Genomic DNA, 26,193 nt, shown 5'->3' on the forward strand with positions numbered 1-26,193 from the left:
TCGAGTAGTTGTGCCGCTTCCTTAGTGCTAAGCCATGAATGTTCTATCATTTTTTTAGTTTTTAGAAGTTTTTAAGATTCCAAACAATGGTAAAAATTTTAGGGAAATGATGCTAAATTGCATATACGTTATATTACTTATTTCATTTATTTAATATTAAGAGTGAATTATTGTGCGGAATAGTAATAAAATTTATTGTGGAAATGTGATTGAGTTCACAGAATGAAAATTTAATGATTTAATTTTTGCTAATAAAAGCTTTTTTATTAATATTATCAAAGTATTGGCTAATTTGCGTGAAAAAATTGATTATTTAGCATGGTTTGTGCAAAGTTTAAATTGATCCATTTCCTACCTGATAAGTACAGGCGACTTTGTTTTCAAAATGTAGTTCAGAAAGTTGTAAAAGTAGAAAGAACTATAAATTTATAACAAGTTTAGGACAGTCTGATTAAAATACAATTAATGACGTATAACCATGTAATTATTGACTGACAAGGATCAATAAATTTGGCGTGGCTTAAAGCTTGAAAATATATACCTGAAAGCGTGTGAAAAGCTGCGCAAACTGAAATACAGATTAATCTCTATTTCCATTTTTACAATGAAAAACGACAATATCAGGAATTAACTAAAAAACATTGCAAGAAATCTATAAGTTTTTTTGTGAAAATCAGGATTATGATGAAGAAATATAGGAAGTTATGGATGAAATAGAGGCTAACCATTTGTGCTGCAAAGTCTTAATCCTAAAGACGCATATAAAAAGCAAATTACTCTGCTTTTTCCATTTATGAGAATAATCAGGAGAAATAGCCAAATAATTGCGGTCGCTTGCTGTTTGATAATGAGTGGAACGGCCACTTTGGACCACTAGTAATGAAAAACGACAATATAGTCAGATAGGATGAAGTGGTTTGTATCTTCGCTAGCTTAAAGATTAACATGTCATCAATCATGCCGGTCAAACGGGATGGCCGAACGCTGCTTTGGCAGAGGATTCATTTATTTTTTGGTTTCGATCAGTCTGTTTTGTATTTGCGGCTTATTCTGAATGTTAGTTTTCTGCGTCACTCCCTCTAACTATTCATTGTTCTGTTTGGACTTTCAGTCTGGCATGCCGGCATTATTGCCGTCTTGCAATTTATATGTGAAAAAGCACTGAATATTTACCAGCGAGTCGCGTCAAAATTGACTATAAACAATTAATTGATATGTCATTCTCCTCATCAATTATTTGCTTTTAATCCGGTAAAAATTGGCAGCCGAAAGTGAAAAATGTCGGACGCTGGTTCAAGCATTTATGGTCGGCAGTTTTTTGTAAATATCCGGCTTGACTCAATACGAAATCCAGTCCGGCCAATTAACTGTAGCGCCATCGCAACCCGCATCGATGGTCTTTTGTATCAGTGCCAGGACTTTCTTACGCCTCCCGTTTAGGCCCCAGGTTCTGATCTCGGGCACAACTGAATGGGCAAGATGGACAGCTGTTTCCTTAAGCAGGTCCGCGCGAGGACAGATTTGAAATAATTCAAGTGCTCTGGCTTTTGAAAGCGCCTCATCATCTATTTGCTGAACCAACCAGCCTAACCGTAAACAGGGAGCAATAGCTCTGATTTGTTTCAGGTGTTCGTATGAAAAACTTATAATGATGACGCGGTTGCTTAAATTAAATTCCTCGATAATACGGTAAACCTGATCGGGCAGTTTGCCGGATTTTCCTTTTAACTCTATATGATAGGTAATTTCGGAACTGTATTTCTTAAACAGGTCCTGGAGCCGTAATAGTTTTTCGCCATGAAACAAATAGGGCGAGAACCATGATCCCATATCCAGCTGCGACAGCTCCGGCCAGCTCATGGCTTCGACATGGCCTGAGTGGCCATAGCGCTCCAACGACAAGTCATGGCATATCACCACTTCACCATCTGATGACAGTTGAACGTCAAGCTCGACGTCTTTAACGCCCATCTCCATGGCCAATTTAAAAGCGGGCCATGTGTTTTCGGGCGTATAGGCAGATGCGCCACGGTGAGCAATGATTCTGAACGGGCGTTTAACGATGATAGGCAACTGCATGGGCTTTCCCCTTTTTTAATGTACGATGGGATAGAGGCTCATTAGTCCGTTGCACGGCTAGCGTGCGTTGTCAAAATGGCTTCCTGTCCATTTTGACAACGTTATAAGCTAGAGACAAATCTGCATGAAGCAGATTTGGGCGGCTTAAAATTTAGGCGCGGGGCTGGAATTTACTAAAAAGGCTTTTTAATTGCGTTGGGATTTTCTTGTTTTCCCCGCCAGTGCCGTTAGCCTGATTGTTCTGCTGCCTTGCGGCCAACTCGGCCAGCGTTTCCGGTTCAGCTTGTTTTGTCTGAGCAGGCTGTGGCGCCTCTGTGGCGGATTTCAGAGTTCCGAACAGGTTTTTGACTTTTCCGCTTACACTGTCGGCTCTTGCTTTAACGGCATCGGATGACTGATGTTCCCTGCTTGGAGATTCAGATTGAATATCGCTTCTGACATCTTCCATCAGGACAGGCTGGGGCTCCTCGGCGGATTTATTGGCCGGAGCTGTCTCGCCGGTCAATTTTTCATCCAGTTTGGCTATCTGCTGCATAGCGTTTCCAAACATATGCTTGAATTTGCCGGTCAGTTTGGGCGCCGTTTTATCTTCCAGAGGCTGTGGTGTCTGTCGGGCAGGCTCGGCCTGAACGGTTTCTGTCTGGACAGCTTCTATATTGCTTTCAACGAAAACTGGCTGGAGCTCTTCAGTTGCTTTATCGATTGCAGCAGGCTCGCTGTCGGTTCTCTCGTCCAGTTTTGCTGTTGTTTGCTTGGCGCCGCCAAATATGTGTTTGATTTTGCCGTTTACATCATTGATGTGATTTTCAGAGGGCGCCAAGGACAGTTGTTCGATCTCGACGGGTTCGGCAGGCGCTTCGGCCAAAGACTCTTTAAATTCAACCGGAGCAGATTGCTGTTCTTCAACAACAGGCGGTTCAATTGATTTGTCTTTTTGCAGTTGTGCAATCAGGACGTTTTGCGCAAATATTTTTTCTTCCAGCTGTAATTGCTGTGTTTTCGCATGTGCCCATTCGACTGCCAGTCGCTCTAACTCAGCAAGGCGCGCAAGATTGGCCTGCTGGTTCTGTGCGCTGTCTGAGATTTGCTGTTGCAGCGAGGCATTTTGTTCTCTCAGTCCGGCGAGCTGTTGGGTTTGTGCATCCACTTGGGCTTGCAACGTTTCCAGCAGCGTTTCTTTTTCGGTCAGTTTGGCTGTTTCTGTCTGATAAGCCTGTTGCAGCTCGGTTTTGGTTTGTTGCTCGGCACGCAAACGTTCGGTTAATTGCGCAATGACGGCGCTGTATTGTTGCAATAAGCCTTCCATCTCAAGCTCACCTTCGGTAGCTGAGGCTGGCCTGTCCAGATTAAAACTGATCGTTAAGGTCCGAAGGCCATCGGCTAACTTCACATTGTGTTCGGTAATGCGTTTTTCGAGATCCAATGCCCGTTGAGTTGCCTTATTGGCAACGGTCTCCGATTCTTCCATGCGTGCGGTGTTGGCGTTTAGTTCCTCTTGCAGTTTTTGCGCCTGCTGCTGGGCGGCATCAATGCTATTTTGGGCTTCCTTTGCTTTGGCACGATTTCTTCTGTTTATAAAGGCAATGCGGATGCTATAAAACAGGGCCGTCAGCAACCAGACAGATGCCGCCAAAGCCGCGGCGTATGCTGCATTGCCAAGGGTGAATTGGTACCATTGGAAAAGCAGGTCCTGAATAATGGGTAAATAGGCTTGCATAGCTTGCATAGGAATGATCCTTGATCAAGATAATTAAAATAAGCAGATGATAACCGTAAAAGATACCTTGTACGGAAAACAAATGCCAGCTTGATCTTAATGAATATTAAAAGAAAAAATGCGGCAAAGTCGTCGCTGTGATTTTGAGCAGAGCATTTTTAATTTCAGTACGGTTGAGTGCAAGCATCCGCCAACTTGCCTGACGTTAAACATAGCTTGTCGGATGCTTGCTTCAATGGCTTGGCCGCAACGGCAGATTGCCGTCACGGCCATGGCGCAAAGCTTGGCTCGCTTGAACCTTACAGGACGCCTTGTGCCAACATGGCATCGGCCACTTTCACAAAGCCGGCTACGTTGGCACCATCTACATAGCTGAAGCTGCCATCTTCGCGCTCGCCGTATTGAACGCAGGCCTGATGGATGCCCTGCATGATTTCCAGCAGGCGATGGTCGACTTCTTCGCGGGTCCACGACAGACGCATGGCGTTCTGGCTCATCTCCAGACCGGAAGTGGCTACACCGCCGGCGTTGCTTGCCTTGCCTGGAGCGTAGAGCACGTTGTTGGCTTCAAACATTTTAATCGCTTCGATGGTAGTGGGCATATTCGCGCCTTCCGCCACGCATTTAACGCCGTTTTTGACCAGTGTAGCAGCGTCCAGTGCATCCAGTTCGTTTTGAGTCGCGCAGGGCAGCGCCACATCAACGGGCACACTCCAAGGCTTGATGCCCTCGTGGAATTCGCTGCCCGTGCGTCTGGCGTAATCGCTGACACGGCCATAGAGATGATTTTTAACTTCCATCAGCTCGGCCAGCTTTTCAGGGGTGAAACCATCGTTGTCCACAATAGTGCCGCTGGAGTCAGACACAGTGACGACCTTGGCTCCCAGTTCCATCGCTTTTTCCACAGCGTATTGGGCTACGTTGCCGGAACCCGATACGCTGACGCGCAGTCCTTCAAAAGAGAGTCCTTTCCGCTTGAGCATCTCCTGAGCAAAATACACAGTGCCGTAGCCGGTTGCTTCAGGACGGATCAAGGAGCCGCCAAAGCTCAGCCCCTTGCCGGTGAGTACGCAGTCAGCCCGGTTGGTCAGTTTTTTCACCATGCCAGCCATAAATCCGACTTCGCGTCCGCCTACGCCGATGTCGCCTGCAGGCACATCGGTATCAGCGCCGACGTGGCGGAACAGTTCAGTTACGAACGCCTGGCAGAACCTCATGACTTCACCGGGGCTTTTGCCTTTAGGATCGAAGTCGGAACCGCCTTTGCCGCCGCCCATAGGCAGCGTGGTCAGCGCGTTTTTGAAAGTTTGCTCGAAAGCCAGGAATTTCAAAATCGACAGGTTGACCGAAGGGTGGAAACGCAACCCCCCTTTGTAGGGCCCAATAGCCATGCTGTGCTGAATGCGATAGCCGCGATTGACTTGTACGGCCCCATGGTCATCAACCCAGGCGACACGGAACATGACGATGCGCTCGGGTTCGACCAGGCGGTCCAGCAATCCATGCTCGGCGTATTTGGGGAAGCGTGAAATGTAGGGCCACAGGCTCTCCATTACTTCCGTTACGGCTTGCAGGAATTCAGGCTGGCCTGGGTTCTGGAGGGCCACATGGGCCAGAAATTCTTCACAGCTTTTGTATTTCATTGATTTCATTGCCTCGGTTTAATGGGCTTAAAAAAATGCCTCTTTATTATGTATAAAAAATATCGATTCTATACTATATCGATTCTACACTATTCGTTTTCAGAGACTAAAGTGTTAAGAGAAAACAGTAGAAATTTAAGGAGGCCGGCATGGCTAATTCATGGTGAATTTCGCTGTTGACCGGCAGTGCAGATTTCTTGTCGAGGCCGGGCACAAAACGGCCGGATGCCAGTCAAAGACTGACATAAAGAAAGCATTAATTTTTCAATCATGATGCCTATTCAAGATCTGCTCAACCGCATACGCTGGGACGAAGAGTTCGGCCGTGCGGACTTTCTGATCGGCTATTACGACCGCATAGAGTGTAACCTTATGTTGAAGGCGCTTGCCGACATCAAGTTTCCCAAAGACAGCCACAATGTTTTTGAATGGAATGACGGCGAAGGCATGGCCCATACCGTCCCGCTGCATCGTATCAAGGCAGTGTACCGAAACGGCGAACTGATTTGGCAGAGGACTCATTGATGCCATGTATGATTAGAAGTGTTTCATTTTGATAAGCCCAGGCACGAAGCCAACTAGAAAAGTTCATGATATCTTTCAAGCTGGTCACTGGACCTTTTGAGAGCAGTGGACTGGGAACATTGCGCTCGTATTGTTCGTCGGCATTTGCAGGATTGCGGCCTTTGCACGCGCCGTTGTTTACAGTTACGGCCCTCATCATGGCGAAGAAGACGTGTTGCGCGGCTGAACGGCTCAGGAACGGTTTTTTTTAGCGGCTGCAATCTGCGTGCGAGTTCTGCCAGAACTGGGATATCAGCCAGAAAGGAGCGGGTTGCGAAGTGATTGCCGAGGAGCTGGCGGCCATGCTACCGGGCTGGCGAGATTCCGGAACTATTCCTCCCCGTCAGCATGGCGGAGCATCAGGAAGCGCTTGCTATCGCCCAGCATCTCGGCCTGGACCGATTATGAGGGTGGCGGCAATGGCGACCGCTGAAAGCAGGCGTTTCAGGCGAAACGCCTGGCTATTAGAGACATGAAAAAGCTATTGATCAAGGCTCATCGCATCTGGCCTTGCAACATACTATGCACACGTTCCCTATTGGCTACGACCGCATGATGCTGCATTTCAACTATCTGGCGAACATCAGCAGGCAGATCTTCCTGCAAGGCTTTTTCGTACGCTTCCACGGCATATTGTTCACCGCGTTCGCATTCTTTCAGTATCGAGGCTTTATCGGCACCGGTTATTGCCGTTTTCAGGTTTACCCACATTCGATGAGCGGCACCCGAAAAACTGCCTTCGGTTTCCGGTTCGCCTCCTAGGCGGCGTACTTGGTCCTGTAGCATCTCGGCGCCTTTGGCGCACTGTTGCGACTTTTCAGTGAAAAAATTCAAGAGCTCAGGATCAGTGACGTCCTCAGCGCAATCCTGGAATTCCCGTTCGCCGTCCTTGGATACTTCGATCAGATCGTTGAGGACGGAAATTGTTTCTTCGTTAGTCATGGCGATACTCCTCAGAAATATTTCTCGATAGGGAGCGTTACCGTGTTTCAGGTTGAGAATATCCATCGATAACAGATAATTAGACTTAGTAGTCGTTTGGAAAGTTCATGCAAGCTAAGCTGACAGCGAAGAGCGCAACACCGGAGCCCCCATGTTATCTGAGGCAAGGCAATGAAATTTTGTGATCGATCATTCCAAACGTAAAGAACGGTTGAGCGGCGCAGTTTCCACTGGCTAGTAAAAAGTTGGGTTATTTCCAATTCTTTCAAGGCATTATGGAAATTTCATTCTCAATGCGAATTCTATAATTGTTTGCTGACGGGAGTGGGGGAGTTCCTGATACCTCATCCTATCGTACAGCACGCAAATAATGTTAGGAAAATATCTTTCAACCGAACAAAATAAAAACGCCCCATGCCTTTCTTTAAGCACGGGGCGTTCCGTCACATCTTAGTCTAAACGGAATGGTCTACATTATAAAGAGAGCGATACAGCTGTGCCGACAGTGGCAGACGCGCCTAATCGCAGATCTACATTCGGCAACAAGGCATCAACCGTTCCGACTACTGATCCAAGGACGCCGTCTACCACGGTAAGAGTGCTGCCCACTAGCGAATCCAAATCTAAACATAAGACACCGCCAGCTGAAACATTGTCCATCTGAGCATCGGTCAAAGCTACAGGCTCGGCAGATGCCAAACCGGATACAGTTAAAAGGACACCCGCTGCCAGTACTTTCATTAATTCGTTTTTCATAACAATAATTTCTACTTTAGTATTATTAATATAATCCATCCTCAACCTATCAGGATGGTGCTTATTTGCTATAGTGCTTTCTAACTATGTCCAAAAACACTTGGCAAATTCTTGAAGGGATCGCCGTAACTGAGGCTCCAGTGGATGCCGAAAGCGCCGTCGATCATTGATATATCTATGTTTGGATCTGATCATGTCCATTTTAGCTATGGCGCATCCAACTTCGCCATACTCTTAAGATTTGCTTAATTCCTGTTCTTTAACGTACTCTAGCATGTGCTTATTAAAATTTATGTTACAGACCTAACATTTTTGAGACGAAAAATGATCGGCGAGCCGCATCCGGATAGGTGGGTTAGTCTCCATGAAATTTTATTTCCGCAGTTCAGTTTTTTCCGGCTGCTTTTAATGCTACCCGCAATGAAATCCCGCTGTTACAATCGGAATATCGATAAGCCAACCGAAGGAGTTAACATGAAACAGAAATTTGCGTACTGTGCCTTGCTTTTCAGTTTTTGGATGCCCGCCGCATACTCTGAGGAAGTTGGTTGTGTAATGACGGCCTGGAAACTGATCGGCGCCAACCATAAAGTGTGCGTGCAAGCTTTTGATGATCCCAAAGTGCAGGGCGTCACTTGCCATATCAGTCAGGCCAAGACCGGCGGCCTCAAAGGCACGTTTGGCGTTGCCGAGGATCCGTCGCAGTTTTCGATTTCCTGTCAGCAGGTTGGGCCGATAGTGATCAATGGCAAGCTGCCGGAAGAGGAAACCGCCTTCAGCGAAAACACCTCGCTGCTTTTCAAAGAAACGCGTGTCTCTCGTCTGTTTGACGCTAAGCGCAATACGCTGATCTATCTCGCCATTAGCCGCAAGCTGATTGAAGGTGCCCCCGCCAGCAGCATCTCCACCGTGCCCATTAAGCCTTGGGGCAGCCAGTGACGGCACGGCTACAGCGTTCTTTCATCAATGGGCTTATTGTCATGTAATGCATACCAGCCCACGGCAATGCGATAGCCCAGCCACAGTAAAGCTACAATCAGTATAAGGCTGCCGCCCATAAACATCATGAGCCTGCTGATTGCAAACAGTGCTAAAGCGATCCAGAAGGTTTTTATTTGCCAGTTGAAATGGGACTCCAGCCATGTTCCCTGGGCGTCTTTCCGTTTCGCCAGATTAATAAAGGCGCCTACTATGAAAGGCAAGCCTGCCAATGCAAATGCCAATACCTGACACAAGTAAACAACAGCGGTTATCGTTTTTAACGTTTTCAGTTTTTCATCATTTTTCGATTTATTTTCTATATGTGAAGCACTGTCGGCCATGATCAACCTCCAAATCAAGTTAACTCAGTTGGTAACGGGTTTTCTAATGAAATTCCAACGCAGAACTAATAACAAATAACATAAAAGAGATGATTTTTATGTTGGCTAGCGTACTGAATATGTTAAAAGAAGAAGAATATATTGATCAGGGCTTGCGCAAGCCTGTGGGGGCGACTTCAGTCGCCTTGCATCTGAATGGGCGACTGCCAGCAGTAGGCGCTCTAGGCGAAGTCGTCTCCCCACAGATTTTAAAGCCGCTTGTTTCAACGGTTGAACAGGCAAACTGCGTAAGTCCTGCTGATAAAAATTGATACAAACTCAACGGGCTATGTCTCGCTCAAGCAGGAGCTGTCTATGCTGGTAAAATTTATGACTAAATCGCATGCGGATATCGTTCTGTTTGGCGATATAGCCCAGCGGTTGCTGAAAATGATGGGGCACAGCGGTACAGTGCCTAGTGCCATTCCGGCTGAGGAGGTTCCAGCGGCACTTGAGCGTTTGAAAAACGCCGTTGAAGCGTTTACGCCGGTGCCCGCCGAATTGCCTGAAACTATCCGGGAAGATGAATCGAAGGAGCCGATTGTCAGCCTTAAGCATAGGGCTTTGCCTTTAATTGAACTGTTCGCCGCTGCGGCACGGAATAACAATTATGTGATGTGGGAAAAAATGTAGCAGCCAGAAGCAGATGAGCTTTCATGTTACAATGAACTGAAAGACAAGTCGTACTGTAGCACAAGCAGAAAAACTTAAATTAAGGAGAATGCCATGCGCAAAAGTGTATTTTTGGTAGGGCTCATGCTGATGAGTCTGTCTTTAACCGGCTGCGGCTACAATACGCTTCAGGCCACGGACGAGCAAATCAAGGCAAGCTGGGGTGAAGTGCTGAACCAGTACAAGCGCAGAGCTGACTTGGTGCCGAATCTCGTTAATGTGGTAAAAGGCTATGCCGGCCATGAAAAAGAGGTGCTGACCCGCGTCACGGAATCCAGAGCCCGGGTCGGCTCAATCCAGGCGACTCCCGATTTGCTCAACGACGAGCAGGCCTTCGCCAGGTTTCAGGATGCTCAGGGCGAACTGTCTTCCGCATTGACCCGCCTGCTGGCGGTGGCCGAAAACTATCCGCAATTGAAAGCCGACAGCCTGTTCCGGGATTTGCAGGCGCAACTGGAAGGCACGGAGAACCGCATTGCCGTCGCGCGCAATCGCTATATTAAAGCGGTACAGGAATACAATGTAACCGTGCGTTCTTTTCCGACCAATCTGACGGCGATGATGTTCGGATACAAAACCAAGCCTTCGTTCGCGGTGGAAGATGAGCAAACGATAACCACGCCGCCCAAGGTCGACTTCAACGCGCCGCCTCCTGGAATGCCCTCTCCAGAAACCGGCCGCTGAACATAGGGCATGAAAGCGCTGACTCTGGCGGTGCGTTCAATTGCCGTAGCGCTCATTCTGCTGGCAGTAGGATTGGCTGTAGCCGATGTGCCCGTTCCTGCTCTGCAGGCTCGGGTCACGGATCTGACCGGCACATTATCTCCGGCCCAACAAAGCAAGCTTGAACAGGTGCTGACAGAGTTCGAGGCACGCAAGGGTAGCCAGATTGCCGTACTGATCATGCCGACAACACAGCCAGAGACCATTGAGCAATACGCCATGCGTGTGGCGGAAACGTGGAAGCTGGGCAGGGAAGGCGTCGATGACGGCGTGCTGTTGCTGGTCGCGAAGGAAGACCGGACGTTGCGTATTGAAGTCGGCTATGGACTGGAGGGCGTCATTCCCGATGCCGTGGCCAAGCGCGTGATGAGCGAGATCATCATCCCTTATTTTAAGCAGAATGATTACTTCGGCGGCATCGAAGCCGGCGTGAACCGCTTGATCCGCCTGATCGACGGCGAACCTTTGCCGCCGCCGGTCAGAAAAGACGTGTCCTGGTCCGGTTTCGAAGATTTTCTGCCGATCGTGTTTCTGGTGGTTTTAATCGGTGCCGGCCTGTTTCGTATGATTTTCGGCCGATTGCTGGGATCTTCTATCGTCGGCGGTCTGGTAGGGATTTTGTTCTGGCTCATCGCAGGTTCTTTTATGGTCGCATTGATCGCGGGGTTGTTCGCCTTTCTGTTTTCGCTGGGCGGCATGCGCAGCGGCGGTATTTGGCCAGGCGGCGGAGGTTATGGGGGAGGCTTCGGCGGCCGCGGCGGCGGATTCAGTGGCGGCGGTGGCGGCTTCGGCGGTGGCGGCGCATCAGGCCATTGGCGAATTGCTTTGGCCGTACCGACTATGACGGAAAGGAACTAAAAAGTTTATGAATCTTAAGCGCATCATCAGGCATCTGTGGACAGACCGCCGGACGGTTCGGCGTGCTTTTCCGTCCCGTTCCATGCAGGCTATCGAAACCGCGATCCGTCAAACGGAGGCCGGTCATCAAGGGCAGGTTCGTTTCGCTGTAGAGGCTTCGCTTGAGTGGGGAGCATTATTAAGAGACCAGACTGCGCGTGATCGGGCCATTGATGTCTTTTCTCAATTGCGGGTCTGGGATACGGCCCGGAACAACGGCGTGCTGATTTATCTGTTATTTGCAGACCATGATGTTGAAATTGTTGCGGATCGGGATATAGACAGTCGTGTAGGCAAGCAGGGATGGGAAACAATCTGCCAAGATATGGAGACGGCATTCAGGCAGCGGCAGTTTGAGGCAGGCGTCATCAGCGGTATCAGGGCTGTCAGCGAACATCTGGCCAGGCATTATCCGGAGCAGGGTGTTCAGATCAATGAGCTGCCCGATCAACCGGTTCAGATGTAAAAAACTGAAGATATATAATCAGGCTGGCAGTAATGCCAGGACTCACGCCGTTTCATTTGCCGCGGACGCTTTATACCAGATCCTCGGCTTACTGCCTGAAGCACTGGTGTGAAGATTAAAAGCCTTGCTCATACTAAGCAAAACAGTATAGAGTTTAATCCTGATAACTGATGTTACGAATTAGTTGAAGTTAGATCGATCTAATAAAGTGCCGCTAACGCGACGGTTGTGTTAATCGGGTTTCACGAAAAACCTCCCTGTTTTCTGCCTTGACAGGCGGCTAGGTCGTGCAAATCGGCCGACCTGCCGATTTGTCGCACCCGAGGGCGAGCTCTTTTCTTTGCGAGGCCTCGGCAACTGCTCCTGCGTCGCCTAAAGCGCCTACTGTTCCCTGGTTCCCACGGTCCTCCGTGGGAACCGATACCGAGCTTTGAGAGTAGTACGTCGTATCCAAGCTCGGTATGCGTCCCCACGCTCCTGCGTGGGAACGAGGAAAACTGCGGCGCTCGGCGCGGCAAACGGGATGAAACTGCCTTTGTGTAACATCAGCTGATAAATAAAAAGATTTCTTTCAAATTCTGAGCCATTAAGCGATGGGCCGAAACAGGTCCTTGGATAATACGGTGCCTGAGTCAATTTATTTAAAGCACGAAAGGTCTTTGTGGAACCGAATGGCATGGTTGCCGATTCCCCTCTTGCTTGTTGCGATATCTCTATTATGGGCGGTGGATTCGGGAATAGCGTATGAATTGCCTTATCTCCAGATTGGTCTGTCTTTCTGTCTTTCGACGCTGGTATCACTGCTCATTGTTTACCTGATTGGCCGCAGTTTCATGACCAATGGCATGCCGGGGCTGTTGCTGTTGGGTTGTGGTGCTTTATTCTGGGGGGCTGCCGGGTTTCTGGCTGGCATAGCCACACTGATAAGAGATGGCTACGAGCATATCGATCAGAACGCCCTGGTAACCATTCATAATATCTGTGCCTGGATATCGGCCTTATGCCATTTGGCGGGCGCGGCCTTTTCATTGAGATGGAGATTTGCCCTGGGCACATCGTACTTCTGGCTCGCGATGAGTTTTGCGATAGCCTTTGTCACTGTGGCGTTGGTTGTCTGGATGGTGCTCTCCAGCTGGACTCCGGTTTTTTTCATACAGGGCCAGGGCGGAACGCCGGTGCGGCAATTGGTATTGGGTTCGGCCATTGCCATGTTTGTTTTTACGGCTATCCTGCTGCGCGCGATGAACCATTCGCGCGCGTCCTGTTTTATAAATTGGTATTCCCTGGCGTTGCTGCTGCTTGCAGTCGGGCTATTCGGCGTTATGATCCAGTCCGTCCATGGCAGCCTGTTAGGCTGGGCAGGACGCGGCGCGCAATTTCTCGGCGGCGTCTATATGCTGGCTGCGGCTTTCATGTTGATACGCGAGTCGGGTAAGCATGAGATCCGGCTGGAGCGTCCGGCAAACAATAGTCTTTATCATTATGGCATTACCGTCGCGATAGCCGTTGCCGCCGCCATCGTGCGCCTGGTGTTCCTGCAAGAGCTGGAGATGCGCGTCGCCTTTGTGACGTTCTATCCGGCTGTGATAGCCGCTGCATCCTATGGCGGCATGCGGGCCGGTTTATTGGCTGTCGTGCTGTCGGCTCTTCTGGCGGATTATTTCTGGATTGGGCAGGAATGGCAATTTTCCATTGAAGAGCCAGGCGATTGGTTAGGCATTGCGGTCTTTGCCGTCACTGGCGTCATGCTCTCATGGATTACCGAGAGCATGCATCACACGCTGGCGCGAGTTGCCGTGGCCGAGACCGAAGCCCGATTTGTCGCTGAACGCAAGAGTAAAGAAGCCGAGCTTCAAAAGCTTAACCGCACACTCAGCGTGATTACACGCAGCAGTCAAGTGATGATGCGCGCCACCGATGAAATGGCGTACTTGAATGAGATATGCCGCATTATTGCCGAAGACTGCGAACACACAATGGTGTGGATAGGCTATGCGGAACACGATGAAAACAAGACTGTCCGGCCTGTCGCCCATGCCGGTTTCGAGAAAGATTATCTGGAAAGCCTGAATATCACCTGGATGGATAATGAGCGAGGGCGAGGTCCCACGGGCACGTGCATACGCACTGGAGAGCCCAGTATCTTTCGCAATCTGCAGGCCGATCCCAGCTTCAAACTATGGCGTGAAGAGGCGATAAAAATGGGATACGCTTCGTCGCTTACCTTTCCCTTGTTTGCCGATGCCGGCTATCAACTCGATTTTTTTCTTACGAAGGGATATGCCTCAGCGCTCGCCTTTCCGTTGTTTGCTCATAATGCGGTCGTCGGCGCCATTACCATCTATTCCATGGAGCCGGAACTCTTTTCGGAAGATGAAATTAAATTGCTGGCCGAGCTGGCGGATGATCTCAGCTTTGGCATCACGGCGCTCAGATTGCGTAAGGAGCATAAACAGGCCGAAAAGGCGCTGCAACGCAGTGAGAAGCAGTACCGCACGCTTTTCGAGACAATGACCGAAGGGCTCATGTTCGATGAAATTATTTACGATGAATCGGGTAATCCTTGCGATCTGCGTGTCCTGGAAGTCAATCCGGCGTTCGAGCATCAGACAGGCTTGAACGCCGGCGATATCGTTGGCCGTACGGTTCGAGAGCTGTTCCCGGACACAAGGCCGACATGGCATCAGGTTTTTGATAAAGTGGCTTTGACCGGTGAGCATACCCACTTTGAAATGTGGGCTAATTCCTTGGGAAGCTGCTTTGAAATCAGTGCTTTCCGGACCGAGCCGGGCCGAATCGGAGTCATCTTTTTCGACGTAACCGATCGCAAGCGTGCCGCCGAAGCATTGCAGGAAAATCATCGCCGCAAGGATGAGTTTCTTGCCATGCTCGCTCACGAGCTGCGCAATCCGCTGGCGCCTATCCGCAACGCCGTGCAGGTGCTGAGGAAAATCGATCATGCTAACCCTACAGCCGATTGGGGATATGATGTCATTGACCGGCAGGTGCAACACATGGCCAGGCTTCTGGATGATTTGCTCGATACGGCCCGCATCATGCAGGGTAAAATCATCCTGAAAAACCAGCGCATCAATCTGAGCGATGTCGTTGCCTGCGCTATTGAAAGCTGCCGGCCGCTCATTGAGTCCAAAGGGCACCGCCTCGCTCTCTCCCTGCCGGCGGAACCGCAATGGCTGGAAGGCGATGCCATGCGGTTAGAGCAGATCCTGATGAATCTGCTGAATAATGCGGCTAAATACATGCAGGAGGGCGGCGATATCAAGCTGAGTGTCGTGGCAGAGGCTAATTGGGCGCTGATCCGGGTTCAGGATACCGGCATCGGTATTGCATCGGAACTGTTGCCGCATGTGTTCGATATTTTCACGCAGGCAGATCGCTCACTTGCGCACTCCCAAGGCGGTTTGGGGCTGGGATTGAACCTGGTGCAGCGCCTGGCCGAACTGCATGGCGGTTCTGTCACGGCGGCCAGCGCAGGGCTTGATTTGGGCAGTGAATTTACAGTGCGGCTTCCGCTCCTGCCGGCCGGGCATGTGGCCGATGCTTTGACTGGCGATTCGACTCCTGCCGGTTCTCCCGAAGAAATCCCGCAACTTCGGATTCTGGTTGTCGATGATAATATCGATAGCGCTGAAAGCCTTGCCGTCCTGCTTCGCTTGTCAGGGCATGAGGTGGCGACCGTAGCATGCGGCACTGATGCGTTGACATACGCTGTCGACTTCCAACCTAAAGTCGTCATCCTCGATATTGGCCTGCCCGACATAGATGGTTATGAGGTTGCCCGGCGGTTGCGCGAAATGCCAGAGATGAGGCATGCGAAGTTGGTTGCCGTGACCGGTTATGGACAGGATGAGGATCGGAAGCATTCACGAATGGCCGGTTTTGACTACCACTTTCTTAAACCGGTGGATTTCGATGCTATCAGCGAAGTTTTGACGACAGTCTCCAGCAGTTCTGTACCGGAGCTACAGCCCTAATATGCGGACTAACGGATGGGTTGGGTTGTCAACTAAATGCGGACGGCGACACAATTGCTTGTGTCGCCGTCCGTTGAAGTGTGCTTTAGCCGATTACAGTTACGTCTTCAGCTTGCGGGCCTTTTTGACCTTGTGAGACGCTAAACTGTACTTTTTGTCCTTCGTCAAGCGATCTGAAACCGCCTGCGCTCAGGATATTTCTGAAATGTACGAAAACATCAGGGCCGGATTTCTGTTCGATAAAGCCGAAACCTTTCTCTGAGTTAAACCATTTAACGATGCCGGTAGTCATTGTAGACATAATAAGTCCTATAGATATATTGAATTAAAGCCTTAAATCAGGCCAGAAACAGCTGGTAAATTTGGAAATTACAAATGAAGTACAGGACGAGAAACTAAAGAAGAAACATCGAAATGGAAAACAAAGGGTAAATCATATTTTCTAGCTGACGCCCATTCTAGGCGTTATTTCAGCGGTGTCAAACTTTAATTTTGAAAGTGGCAGGTTTTTATCTCGAGCGTCGGAATGTCAATCGAGGGTTTTTCAGAATTGTAATTTTTTGAAAATACCAGTGGTCATCTCCCGGCCGGCGGATGTACTATTTATTTCAGACGGCTTGAGTCAGCCCAGGAGCACAGCATGAACGATAAAGAATTAGTCGCGCGGCATGCGGCCCAGCAGGTTAAGGATGGCATGATCGTCGGTCTTGGCACAGGCTCGACTGCCAATTATTTTATTGATGAGCTTGCGCGCCGCCGCGCTGAGGAAGGCTTGCAGGTGACTGCGGCGGCCAGTTCCGTCGTCAGTACGATCAGGGCTCAGGAACTCGGGCTGCCATTGGTGGCGCTGGAGCACCTGACCCGGCTCGATCTTTACGTCGATGGCGCCGATGAGGTGACCCCGGATATGACTCTGCTGAAAGGCCGCGGATACGACTTGGTCCGGGAAAAGCTGCTGGCCAGGGCCAGCGATATGTTTATCGTGCTGGTCGACCGAAGCAAGCAGGTGGGCCGCATCGGCGAACATTTCCCTATACCGGTCGAGGTCATGCCGTTCGCTTGGCAATTGGTCAAGAAGCGGCTCGAGTCATTGGGCGGACACGGCAATCTGCGCCAGAATGCGGCCAAAGACGGACTGGCCATAACTTCCTACGGCAGTCTGGTGCTCGATATGGTTTTCGATTCGAATTTTGATGCTCAGGAACTCGACATCGCCTTGAACGATACGCCGGGCGTCGTCGAGCACGGTATCTTTCGCGGGCTGGCCAGTGCCGTTTTTATTGCCGCGGAGGGAGAAATACAGGAATATTGGCCTACGCGGTGTTAGCGGTAAAGTGGGCTTTGGAATGCGATTTTTCAATGTAGATTTTTATAGAGATTAAGGAGGACTAATGATAGAGAGAGACCAAGAGGCGCCTTTTTTCAGAGCGATTAACCAGAATAATAAATTAGTGTATTTATCGGATTACTACGGCAAGAATGTCGTGCTGTATTTTTACCCGAAAGACGATACGCCCGGCTGCACGATAGAAGCCAATGACTTTACCTCGTTGGCCCAGGATTTTGCCGATCTGAATACCGTCGTGATAGGCGTCAGCAAAGACACCTGCGAGTGCCATAGAGCTTTTATAGACAAATATAACCTGAATGTGCCGTTGCTGGCCGATACCTCGGGCGAATTGTGCAACAAGTACGGCGTCTGGCAGGAAGTCGAAAAGGAAGGCGAAAAGAAAATGAAAATCGTGCGCTCGACTTTCATCATCAATCAGGACGGCAAGGTGGAAGAGGCCCTGTACAACGTCAATTCCGAAGGTCATGCGCAGGAAGTATTGGAGAAGGTGAAGCAGTTAGTTCCTAAAACCGAAAGCGGAGAAACTGCCGGCTGATACCCTTTATCAACCACTGAGGGCACAGAGATAAAAGTCGAAAAACATCTGTGCCCTTCGTGGTTATCTTTCCTTATCTCAAATACTTCCACATTTTTAATCGCTATTCCGTTCCAGCAATGACCAAACCCAAACAGGACTTTTTTTCAGCAGGACTACGCGAATCCGATCCCGAAATATGGCAGGCCATTGCCGGCGAACTAAACCGACAGCACGACCAGATCGAATTGATCGCCTCGGAGAATTTCGTCAGCCGCGCCGTATTGCAGGCGCAGGGCTCCATCCTGACCAACAAGACCGTCGAAGGCTATCCCGGCGGGCGCTACTACGGCGGCGCCGAATTCGCCGACCGCGTAGAACAGCTGGCGATCGACCGGGCCTGCCGCCTGTTCAACTGCCGCTACGCCAACGTGCAGCCCCATTCGGGCAGCAACGCCAATCAGGCGACTTTCCTGGCTCTGCTCGGCTACAGCGATACGATTTTGTCCATGGATGTGGCGGCGGGCGGCCATATCAGCCACGGTCATCCGGCGACCCAGACAGGGCGGCGTTACCGCATCGTCAGTTACGGCGTGAGCCGCGAGGATGAATGCATCGATTATGCGGAAGTGCGACGGCTCGCACAGGCGTACAGACCCAAACTGATCATTGCCGGCGGTTCGGCTTACAGCCGGATTATCGATTTTCCCCGGTTAAGGGCAATTGCCGATGAGGTCGGGGCTTATCTGCTGGTCGATATGGCGCATTTCGCCGGTCTGGTCGCGACCGGTTATTATCCTGATCCGTTTCCGTATGCCCACGTCGTGACGACGACCACCTACAAGAGCTTGCGCGGCGCGCGCGGCGGCATCATCCTGACCAATGACGAGACTATCGCCAAAAAAATAGCGGCTTCGGTCTTTCCCGGCGTACAGGGCTCGTTGCTGCTGCATGCGATTGCCGGCAAGGCCGTATGCCTGGGCGAAGCGCTGCAGCCTGAATTCAAGGCCTATAATGCTCAGGTGCTGGCCAATGCCAAAGCCTTGGCGGAAAGTCTGGCGAAGGCCGGATATCGCATCGTGTCCGGGCAGACCGATACCGGGCTCATGCTGGTCGATTTGACTGCCAAAGGACTTGACGGTGCCTGTGCCGTGGTTGCGCTGGAAAGAGCAGGGCTGACCTGCAACAAAAACCTGATTCCATTCGATCCGCTGCCGGCCGAGATTGCCTCGGGCATCCGCCTGTCGGCCAACGCCGGCACGACACGCGGTTTCGGCACCGCCGAGTTTGCACAAATCGCCGGCTGGATCGCCGAGGTATTGGATGGGCTGGCCAACAATGCTGGTAATGCGGCTGTGGAAGCCCATGTCCGCGAGCAGGTTTCTGCCTTGTGCCGGGCATTCCCGATCTATTCTGAAATTTAACTATTGCTGCTAAAAGGCTTTAAACGCATGAAGACGATACTCTGTTATGGCGACTCCAATACCTGGGGTTATATTCCGGGCACAGGCCAACGCTATGCCCCTGAAATACGCTGGCCCGGCATTCTCAGCCGCGAACTCGGCAACGATTACCGTGTTGTCGAGGAAGGCCTCAGCGGACGCTATACGGTCTGGGACGAACCGTTCCGGCCCGGCCGCAACGGCGCGGCGCTGCTGCTGCCGCTGCTGCAGTCGCACGCGCCGCTGGACCTCGTGATTCTGATGCTGGGCACAAATGACGTGCTGCATTTCAGGGACAACACGGCTTTCGATGCGGCGCGCGGCGCAGGCATACTGATCGACATCGTGCAAAAAAGCAGTTGCGGGCCGGATGATCTGCCGCCTGATGTGCTGTTGGTCAGCCCGCCCAGAATCACCCAGCTTTCCGCCGAGCTTGGCCTGAAGTGCCATGGTTTGCCTGAGCGGTCAGCAGAGTTCGAGCAACATTACGCTGCCGTCGCCAGCGCGGCCGGATGCTATTTCATTGATGCCGCCGATTATTGCGAGCCCAGCCCCGTCGACGGCGTGCATCTGGATGAAGCAGGGCATCTGGCGCTGGGCATGGCGATGGCTGCCAAGGTGCAGGCCTGCATTTAGCCAGGCCTGTTTGAAATAAAAGCTGAGTTAAGCCCGCTATTCGTAGCGGCCGTGCTGATGTGAGCGGCCATCCCCGCGATTCCCGTGTTGCTGGCGGTTGCCGTTCCAGCGCCCTTGCTGTTCGGCATGGCCCGGTCCTCTGGGTTCGCCTTGACGAGGTCCGCGATTTTCATGCTGCCAGCTATGGTTATCTCTTGCCCCTCCAAATTGCCCTGGATTAAAGCGGCCGCCTGCAGGCGCTGTGCGCTCAATACTGGGCCAGTGCCTCTGGTGATTATCATCCCGGAACCTTGGCTGCGCAGTATGCTCTGGTATTCTGCGATCTTCCCTATGGGCTCTATGGTCTTCATGCTGCCAATGAGGTTGTTCCCAGCGATGTGAGTCGGCGTGGGGTCTCTGATCGGGGTAATAATGCTCATGCGGCGCTCTGCCATATTCGGCTTGCCGGCGCGGCTGATAGACATCATGAAAATGATCACTGCCCGAACTGTAGTGTCTATGTCCATAATCCGGCATACTTCGGTAATAATCCCTTTCTATGACCGTATAGCCGCCGCCATAAGATACGCTATCGGGATAATAGGCGCCGGAATAATGGGCGCAGGCGCTCAGCAGCAGTATTGAACCGACAGCAAATATCTTTTTAATTAATGCGTTCATGTGTTATATCCTTGGATAGGCGGGTTTTGGCTGGAGCATAGGGCAAGAATGCTGAATGATAAATGAACTGCCGGGAAAACAGTGGCGCATAGAGCCGTTTTCTCCGATGAGTCGTACCGAACCTGAGAGTGCAGGCGGTAGGCAATTTAGACAATACAAATAGTTAAAGGAATATACAATGAAACATAAAGTAGTCGATGCATTAATTTCCCCCGAAGGTCGTCTCGATGTGCTGTCCAAGATTGAAGTCAGCAAACTGCTGGATACCAGCCAGGGCGGACTGTACCAGGTATTCCGCAACTGTTCGCTGGCGGTGCTGAACTGCGGCAGCGCCATGGATGACGGCAAGGAACTCCTGGAACGCTACTCGTCGTTCGATATTCACGTGATTCAGGAAGAGCGCGGCATCAAGCTGGAAGTGACAGGCGCGCCCGCGCATGCTTTTGTCGACGGCAAGATGATCAAAGGCATCAATGAACACCTGTTCGCCGTGCTGCGCGATATTATTTACGTCAGCGATGAGATCAACGACAATCCGAAATTCAATCTGCAGACCTCGGACGGCATTACCAACGCCGTTTTTCATATCATGCGCAACGCCAATATCCTGCGCCCGATGACCAATCCGAACCTGGTCGTGTGCTGGGGCGGGCACTCGATCAGCCGTATTGAATACGATTATTCCAAGCAGGTCGGGCATGAATTGGGCCTGCGCGGGCTGGATATCTGTACCGGCTGCGGGCCGGGTGCGATGAAAGGGCCGATGAAGGGCGCCGCCGTCGCTCACTCCAAGCAGCGCATCAAGAACGGCCAGTATCTGGGCATTTCGGAGCCGGGCATTATCGCGGCCGAATCCCCAAATCCGATCGTGAACGATCTTGTCATCATGCCGGATATTGAAAAACGGCTGGAAGCCTTCGTGCGTACCGGCCACGGCATTATCGTATTTCCCGGCGGTGCCGGCACGGCCGAGGAAATCCTGTACATCCTGGGCGTTCTGCTGCATCCCGATAATAAAGACATGCCGTTTCCGCTGATCTTCACCGGCCCCGACACCGCCATCGACTATTTCAATGAAATCGACCGTTTTATCGGCGGCACGCTAGGGCCTAAAGCGCAGCAGCGTTATCAGATTATTGTCGACAATCCCGTCCAGGTCGCGCGCGAAATGCATGAAGGCATCAAGCAGGTGCGCAGTTTCCGCAAGGAAAAAGGCGATGCCTACTATTTCAACTGGTCGTTGAAGGTCGATCCGGTATTCCAGCATCCGTTTATTCCCACGCATGAAAACATGCGAAACCTGGCCCTGCACAAGAATCAGGAAACGCATGTGCTGGCCGCCAACCTGCGCCGGACCTTCTCGGGCATCGTCGCCGGCAACGTAAAAGCCGACGGCATACGCACCATCGAGCAATACGGCCATTTCGAAATTCGCGGCGATGCCGGCATCATGAAGCTGATGGATTCCTTGTTGGCCTCATTTGTCGCGCAGCAACGCATGAAGCTGCCCGGCAAGGCCTATTCGCCTTGTTATCGCGTCATCAAATAAGGGGATTTGCTATAATGGGCAAGTATTAGCGTGCTCATTGTTCTATGAAAGTCATCTTAACGGAGAAGCCGTCAGTCGCCCGCGACATAGCCCGCTGCTTGAACATCCGCAACAAGCGCGACGGCTATTTCGAGGGCAACGGCTACCGGATCACCTGGGCCTTCGGGCATCTGGTCGAGTTGAAAGAACCGGACGACTATCACAAGGAATGGAAGCGCTGGTCTTTGGAAGCGCTGCCCATCATTCCCGAAAAATTCGGCCTGAAAGCGCGCGGCGATGCCTCGGCCAAAAAGCAGCTCAACACCATCAAGCATTTATTCAAAGAAGCCGATGAAATCATCTGCGCGACTGACGCGGGACGGGAAGGCGAGCTGATCTTCCGCTACATCCTGTCCTGGAGCCAATGCCTGAGCAAGCCGTTCAAGCGCCTGTGGATCAGCTCATTAACGGATGAAGCCATACGCAAAGGCTTTGCCCAATTACAGGACGGCAGGCTTTATGACAATCTCTATCGCGCCGCCAAATGCCGCAGCGAGTCGGACTGGATCGTCGGCCTGAACGCCACGCGGCTTTATACGCTGAAATTCGGCCAGAACTGCACGCTGTGGACCATAGGCCGCGTTCAGACGCCCGTGCTGGCGCTGATCGTACAGCGCGATGCGGAGATTGCCAACTTTATTCCCAAGGATTTCTGGGAATTGCAGACGCTGTACCGTAACACGGTTTTCCAGTACGCCGGCGGGCGCTTTGACCAGCAGGTCGATGCCGAGGCGCTGCTGCATCGCGTTGATGGGCACCCGTTTCAGATTACGGCCGTCAAGGGCAAGCAGGAGACGGTCAACCCGCCCTTGCTGTACGATCTGACCGATCTGCAGAAAGACATGAGCATGCGCTACGGCTTCACGGCCGATCGCACCCTGACCTGCGCCCAGCAATTGTACGAGAAGAAGCACATCACCTATCCGCGTACGGACAGCCGTTATTTGAGCACCGACATGAAAGCCGGCATGAAGCCGCTGCTGGAGAAACTGCGCGGGCCGTTCGGGCCGCAGATAGCGCCGCTCGACCTGGACAAACTGACGCTGAACGCGCGTTATTTCAATAATGCCAAGGTCACCGATCACCACGCCATCATCCCGACCACGACGCTGCCCGGCAACCTGTCCTACGATGAGGAAAAGCTTTACCAGGCCATCGCCATACGCTTTATCGCGGCTTTTTATCCGCCCTGCATCAAGCAGGTCACGACGGTTCAGGGCGAAACCAACCAGGTGCAATTCAAAACCACCGGCACGGTGATCGTGTCGCCGGGCTGGCAGGCGCTGTACAAAAACGACGAGAAAAAGGACAAAGAGCAAAAGATCCTGCCTGAATTCATGCAGGGCGAGACGGGCCCGCATCAGCCTTCGGTCAGCCAGGGCAAGACCACGCCGCCCAAGCCGTACACGGAAGCGGCCTTGTTGAGCATGATGGAATCGGCGGGCAAGACCTGTGACGATGAAACGCTTAAGGAAGCGCTCAAGGAAAAGGGGCTGGGAACGCCGGCAACAAGAGCCGCCATTATAGAAACGCTGATCAAGCGCGGCTACATCGAGCGCCAGAAGAAAAACCTGCTCAGCACCGAGTCGGGCCGCCATCTGATCGCCATTATTGCCGACGACAGGCTGAAGTCGGCGGCCATGACCGGTGAATGGGAATCCAAGCTCAAGAAAATAGAACAGCACGCCTATGACCCCGACCAATTCATGGCCGAAATCATCCAGTTCACCCAAAAGATCAAGGATGAATCGACTAGGCCGCTTTATGACGCCGGCAAACTGGGCGCGTGCCCGCTGTGCCATAAGCCGGTCATTGAAGGGCGTAAAGGCTATGGTTGCAGCGGCTGGAAGGAAGGCTGCCAATTCGTGCTTTGGAAGGAAGTCTATGGCGTGCCGGTTACGCACGAACTGGCCAGTCAGCTGCTGCAGAATGGCCGGACCCTGCAAGCCTATAAAGTCCATGTCGGCGATGAGGTCTTCAACGCCCAGCTGACTCTGAACGCGCAAGGCGAGGCAGGCTATATCAAAGCCGCCGACAAATCGGCACCCGTTGCCAAAGAAGCGATTGCCGCCTGTCCGTTATGCAGCGGCCAGATCATCGAAACGCCCAAAGCCTACAGTTGCAGTGAATGGCGCAACGGCTGCAAGGCCGTGATCTGGAAAACCATCGCGCACAAGAAAATCACGGCCGCGATGGCGAAAAAAATGATCGCTACCGGCCAGACGGGCGTGCTGAAAGGCTTTAAATCGGCTAAAGGCAGCGCCTTCGACGCCAATTTGAAGTTCGTCGACGGCAAGGTTCAAATGGACTTCAGCAAGCCCGCTTGAGGTCTCGATATAAGGTATAATAGCCGTTTGATCAATCACGAGAGATAAAGATGAGCAACGTACTCAGTTTTACAGGCACTGTCGGTCGTGACGCGGAAGTCAGGTATCTGCCATCAGGCCAGGCCGTGTTGAATGTCAGTGTCGCCAACAATATCGGCTTCGGCGACAAGCAGCAGACGCTATGGTTCACAGTGGTCTTGTGGGGCAAGCGCGCCGAAGGCCAATTGCAGAATTACCTGAAAAAAGGCCAGCAGGTGTTCGTTTCCGGCGAACTGACTCAGAGGGAATATCAGGCCAAAGACGGTTCCACCAGAACCAGCCTGGAAGTGAACGCCAATATTCTGGATCTGGTAGGCCCGCGTAACGCCGAGGGCGCTCGAAGCGAGCCGCAATCCCAGCAAAGAGGCAGACAAAACTATCAGTCATCGGGCGCGCGCGAGCCATCATATGCTCAGCAGGATAGCGGCCACGATAATTTCGATGCGCCTTATGATGACGATATTCCGTTCTAGGAGTTACCTGAGACTGGTTTTGTAAATAATTTAAATAAGCCCCTGATCAAAGGGGCTTTTTTGTATGAGATAAAATCTATCGGCAGGTACAGGATGGATAAAAAACAGAACGACTTCGAATCCAGCCGACCCGCAGTGGCGGCTAATGAATTGGGCTTGGTTTTGCAGCCGGGCGGCAGCAAAAAACTGGCCGAAATACGCCGCAAGGTCAAAACGAACTTGCCGCCCGTTGAGCCGGCTAATGTTGATCATGAAATACCGGCAGACTTAAAGCCCGAGATTGCCGCAGAGCTGAAGAAAGCCCGCAAGCTCGTCGATGAAAGAATCGCGGCGATTATGAGCCGTTTTCCTGCAGGCAAGCAGAATAAGATGTTCGGCTTCAGGTATGGTTCTGTTGATGTTATCAAGCGCATGGCTATGAATGCTGCGTTTAAACGGTTAGGCATGCCGGACAATCAGGTCAGGATGAGGCTGATTGCTGGGCTGGATTATTATGGCAAGGTTTCAGGGGCGGAGGAAACCAAGCCAAACTCTCCGACTGCTGAGTAAATTTATACGCTACAGAATGTAAGCTCTTCTTGGGCAGTTATTACTCATCGCAAGATTTGTTGTTGCCAGGATCGGGGATTTTCAGGAATAAAACGCGGTCATCGCTTCGGTTGGATGCGTCAGAGGATTGAATGGTTGTATCGATTGCAGCATCGCCAAATCCGAGACCGCTGCCAGGGCCTGCGGAAACCAGACGGGCATAATCGGGTTGCAGGGCGCCGCCAAAATAGGGAATCTGTAAAATGACAGGCCGGTGCCAGCCGTCAAAAACCTGCGAGCCGGTATCGGTCGTTATATTGACATGCACATAAGCAGTGGTTGCGGGGGCGGTTGGATCAAATACCGTTCCAAAGCTGTCATGGAGAGTACCATTAATGACACTGCCGGTTAATAAATACGGTCCGCGCCAGCCTGTGTCAGTTTTGGGATTGTATTCCGGCCAATCTGCGGCTGGATCAGCGCCGTTGCCGTCGCCGGCAACAAATAAATATTTCAAATTATAGTCGGTATCTCCTCGATCCGACGGATAGGATCCCAAGGTATCAGCATAATATCCAGGCCCCGCCGCACCGCCCATGATTGCCTGCTTGACGGCTTGTAGGGTTGCATCGGTTGCCTTACACATGGCCGCGCCGCCTGTGCCGCCGACATAAGGTACAACGAGACCAGCCAGAGCAATCAGCACCAACAATACTACCGTTATTTCTAATAGCGTCATGCCTGATTGCATTGCTTTGTGAAACCGTTTCATTATTTTGTTCTTATCTATTTGGTACGAATCTTAATTGAAATGCCAAAG

At 51.4% G+C, this 26,193-nt stretch carries 25 protein-coding genes; 16 read left to right on the forward strand and 9 right to left on the reverse strand.

All coding sequences use genetic code 11. The annotated features are described in order from the left end of the window. Positions 1-1,338: 1,338 nt before the first annotated feature. From IT781_RS13425 to gdhA, 3 genes are all read right to left on the reverse strand, one after another. Complete coding sequence (locus IT781_RS13425; protein ID WP_194970676.1) at positions 1,339-2,079, reverse strand: glycerophosphodiester phosphodiesterase family protein; 741 nt, start codon at positions 2,077-2,079, stop codon at positions 1,339-1,341. Positions 2,080-2,230: 151 nt separating this feature from the next. Beyond that, entirely contained in the window at positions 2,231-3,805 is a 1,575-nt protein-coding gene (locus IT781_RS13430) for a hypothetical protein (RefSeq protein WP_194970677.1), read from the reverse strand. A gap of 290 nt (positions 3,806-4,095) precedes the next feature. Further along, positions 4,096-5,439 carry an NADP-specific glutamate dehydrogenase gene (gene gdhA / locus IT781_RS13435; RefSeq protein ID WP_194970678.1) on the reverse strand — a complete coding sequence of 448 codons (1,344 nt, stop codon included), beginning with the start codon at positions 5,437-5,439 and terminating at the stop codon, positions 4,096-4,098. Between the two features lie 270 nt (positions 5,440-5,709). On the opposite strand from gdhA, the gene IT781_RS13440 reads away from it, so the two are divergent. After that, entirely contained in the window at positions 5,710-5,964 is a 255-nt protein-coding gene (locus IT781_RS13440) for a DUF504 domain-containing protein (protein WP_194970679.1), read from the forward strand. Positions 5,965-6,498: 534 nt separating this feature from the next. On the opposite strand, the gene IT781_RS13445 is transcribed toward IT781_RS13440, so the two are convergent. Together IT781_RS13445 and IT781_RS13450 are read right to left on the reverse strand one after the other, a co-directional pair. Beyond that, positions 6,499-6,945 (reverse strand): PA2169 family four-helix-bundle protein, encoded by a 447-nt coding sequence (locus IT781_RS13445; protein ID WP_194970680.1) that lies wholly within the window; start codon positions 6,943-6,945, stop codon positions 6,499-6,501. Positions 6,946-7,419: 474 nt separating this feature from the next. Beyond that, positions 7,420-7,740 (reverse strand): hypothetical protein, encoded by a 321-nt coding sequence (locus tag IT781_RS13450; RefSeq protein ID WP_194970681.1) that lies wholly within the window; start codon positions 7,738-7,740, stop codon positions 7,420-7,422. A gap of 435 nt (positions 7,741-8,175) precedes the next feature. Here IT781_RS13450 and IT781_RS13455 point away from each other — a divergent pair, with 435 nt between their 5' ends. Further along, a complete protein-coding gene (locus IT781_RS13455; RefSeq protein WP_194970682.1) occupies positions 8,176-8,640 on the forward strand; it encodes a CreA family protein in 465 nt (154 codons plus the stop codon). 8 nt (positions 8,641-8,648) lie between these two features. Here IT781_RS13455 and IT781_RS13460 read toward each other — a convergent pair whose 3' ends face one another. Then, a complete protein-coding gene (locus IT781_RS13460) occupies positions 8,649-9,023 on the reverse strand; it encodes a hypothetical protein (protein ID WP_194970715.1) in 375 nt (124 codons plus the stop codon). Between the two features lie 98 nt (positions 9,024-9,121). On the opposite strand from IT781_RS13460, the gene IT781_RS13465 reads away from it, so the two are divergent. The 6 genes from IT781_RS13465 (at position 9,122) to IT781_RS13490 (ending at position 15,815) form a co-directional block, all read left to right on the forward strand. After that, complete coding sequence (locus IT781_RS13465; RefSeq protein ID WP_194970683.1) at positions 9,122-9,334, forward strand: hypothetical protein; 213 nt, start codon at positions 9,122-9,124, stop codon at positions 9,332-9,334. Positions 9,335-9,377: 43 nt separating this feature from the next. Further along, entirely contained in the window at positions 9,378-9,695 is a 318-nt protein-coding gene (locus tag IT781_RS13470; protein ID WP_194970684.1) for a DUF1840 domain-containing protein, read from the forward strand. A gap of 93 nt (positions 9,696-9,788) precedes the next feature. Next, positions 9,789-10,418, forward strand: coding sequence for a LemA family protein (locus IT781_RS13475; protein ID WP_194970685.1), 630 nt, complete (start codon positions 9,789-9,791; stop codon positions 10,416-10,418). 9 nt (positions 10,419-10,427) lie between these two features. Then, a complete protein-coding gene (locus IT781_RS13480) occupies positions 10,428-11,315 on the forward strand; it encodes a YgcG family protein (RefSeq protein WP_194970686.1) in 888 nt (295 codons plus the stop codon). Between the two features lie 7 nt (positions 11,316-11,322). After that, complete coding sequence (locus IT781_RS13485) at positions 11,323-11,820, forward strand: TPM domain-containing protein (RefSeq protein ID WP_194970687.1); 498 nt, start codon at positions 11,323-11,325, stop codon at positions 11,818-11,820. Between the two features lie 671 nt (positions 11,821-12,491). Beyond that, the gene (locus IT781_RS13490) at positions 12,492-15,815 is read left to right on the forward strand and encodes an ATP-binding protein (protein ID WP_194970688.1); all 3,324 of its coding nucleotides are present in this window, start codon (positions 12,492-12,494) and stop codon (positions 15,813-15,815) included. A gap of 85 nt (positions 15,816-15,900) precedes the next feature. Here the strand turns inward: IT781_RS13490 and IT781_RS13495 are convergent, their stop codons facing one another. Next, positions 15,901-16,107 carry a cold-shock protein gene (locus tag IT781_RS13495; RefSeq protein WP_194970716.1) on the reverse strand — a complete coding sequence of 69 codons (207 nt, stop codon included), beginning with the start codon at positions 16,105-16,107 and terminating at the stop codon, positions 15,901-15,903. Positions 16,108-16,455: 348 nt separating this feature from the next. On the opposite strand from IT781_RS13495, the gene rpiA reads away from it, so the two are divergent. The 4 genes from rpiA (at position 16,456) to IT781_RS13515 (ending at position 19,758) form a co-directional block, all read left to right on the forward strand. Beyond that, on the forward strand, positions 16,456-17,142 hold the full coding sequence (gene rpiA, locus IT781_RS13500) for a ribose-5-phosphate isomerase RpiA (protein ID WP_194970689.1): 687 nt from the start codon (positions 16,456-16,458) through the stop codon (positions 17,140-17,142). A 64-nt stretch (positions 17,143-17,206) separates the two neighbouring features. Further along, complete coding sequence (locus IT781_RS13505) at positions 17,207-17,701, forward strand: peroxiredoxin (RefSeq protein ID WP_194970690.1); 495 nt, start codon at positions 17,207-17,209, stop codon at positions 17,699-17,701. A 119-nt stretch (positions 17,702-17,820) separates the two neighbouring features. Next, positions 17,821-19,104, forward strand: a complete 1,284-nt coding sequence (gene glyA / locus IT781_RS13510; RefSeq protein ID WP_194970691.1) for a serine hydroxymethyltransferase — start codon at positions 17,821-17,823, stop codon at positions 19,102-19,104. A gap of 27 nt (positions 19,105-19,131) precedes the next feature. Beyond that, positions 19,132-19,758 carry an SGNH/GDSL hydrolase family protein gene (locus IT781_RS13515; RefSeq protein ID WP_194970692.1) on the forward strand — a complete coding sequence of 209 codons (627 nt, stop codon included), beginning with the start codon at positions 19,132-19,134 and terminating at the stop codon, positions 19,756-19,758. Positions 19,759-19,794: 36 nt separating this feature from the next. Here the strand turns inward: IT781_RS13515 and IT781_RS13520 are convergent, their stop codons facing one another. Beyond that, entirely contained in the window at positions 19,795-20,418 is a 624-nt protein-coding gene (locus tag IT781_RS13520; protein WP_194970693.1) for a hypothetical protein, read from the reverse strand. A gap of 178 nt (positions 20,419-20,596) precedes the next feature. Here IT781_RS13520 and ppnN point away from each other — a divergent pair, with 178 nt between their 5' ends. The 4 genes from ppnN to IT781_RS13540 all read left to right on the forward strand — a co-directional run bounded on the left by ppnN (position 20,597) and on the right by IT781_RS13540 (position 25,394). After that, positions 20,597-21,967 (forward strand): nucleotide 5'-monophosphate nucleosidase PpnN, encoded by a 1,371-nt coding sequence (gene ppnN / locus IT781_RS13525; RefSeq protein ID WP_194970694.1) that lies wholly within the window; start codon positions 20,597-20,599, stop codon positions 21,965-21,967. A 44-nt stretch (positions 21,968-22,011) separates the two neighbouring features. Next, a complete protein-coding gene (locus IT781_RS13530; RefSeq protein WP_194970695.1) occupies positions 22,012-24,333 on the forward strand; it encodes a DNA topoisomerase 3 in 2,322 nt (773 codons plus the stop codon). 50 nt (positions 24,334-24,383) lie between these two features. Next, entirely contained in the window at positions 24,384-24,845 is a 462-nt protein-coding gene (locus IT781_RS13535; protein WP_194970696.1) for a single-stranded DNA-binding protein, read from the forward strand. A gap of 93 nt (positions 24,846-24,938) precedes the next feature. After that, positions 24,939-25,394, forward strand: coding sequence for a hypothetical protein (locus IT781_RS13540; protein WP_194970697.1), 456 nt, complete (start codon positions 24,939-24,941; stop codon positions 25,392-25,394). Positions 25,395-25,434: 40 nt separating this feature from the next. On the opposite strand, the gene IT781_RS13545 is transcribed toward IT781_RS13540, so the two are convergent. After that, positions 25,435-26,145 carry a type II secretion system protein gene (locus IT781_RS13545; protein WP_194970698.1) on the reverse strand — a complete coding sequence of 237 codons (711 nt, stop codon included), beginning with the start codon at positions 26,143-26,145 and terminating at the stop codon, positions 25,435-25,437. Positions 26,146-26,193: the final 48 nt, after the last annotated feature.

It is taken from the genome of Methylobacter sp. BlB1, assembly GCF_015476545.1.
GTDB lineage: Bacteria > Pseudomonadota > Gammaproteobacteria > Methylococcales > Methylomonadaceae > Methylobacter.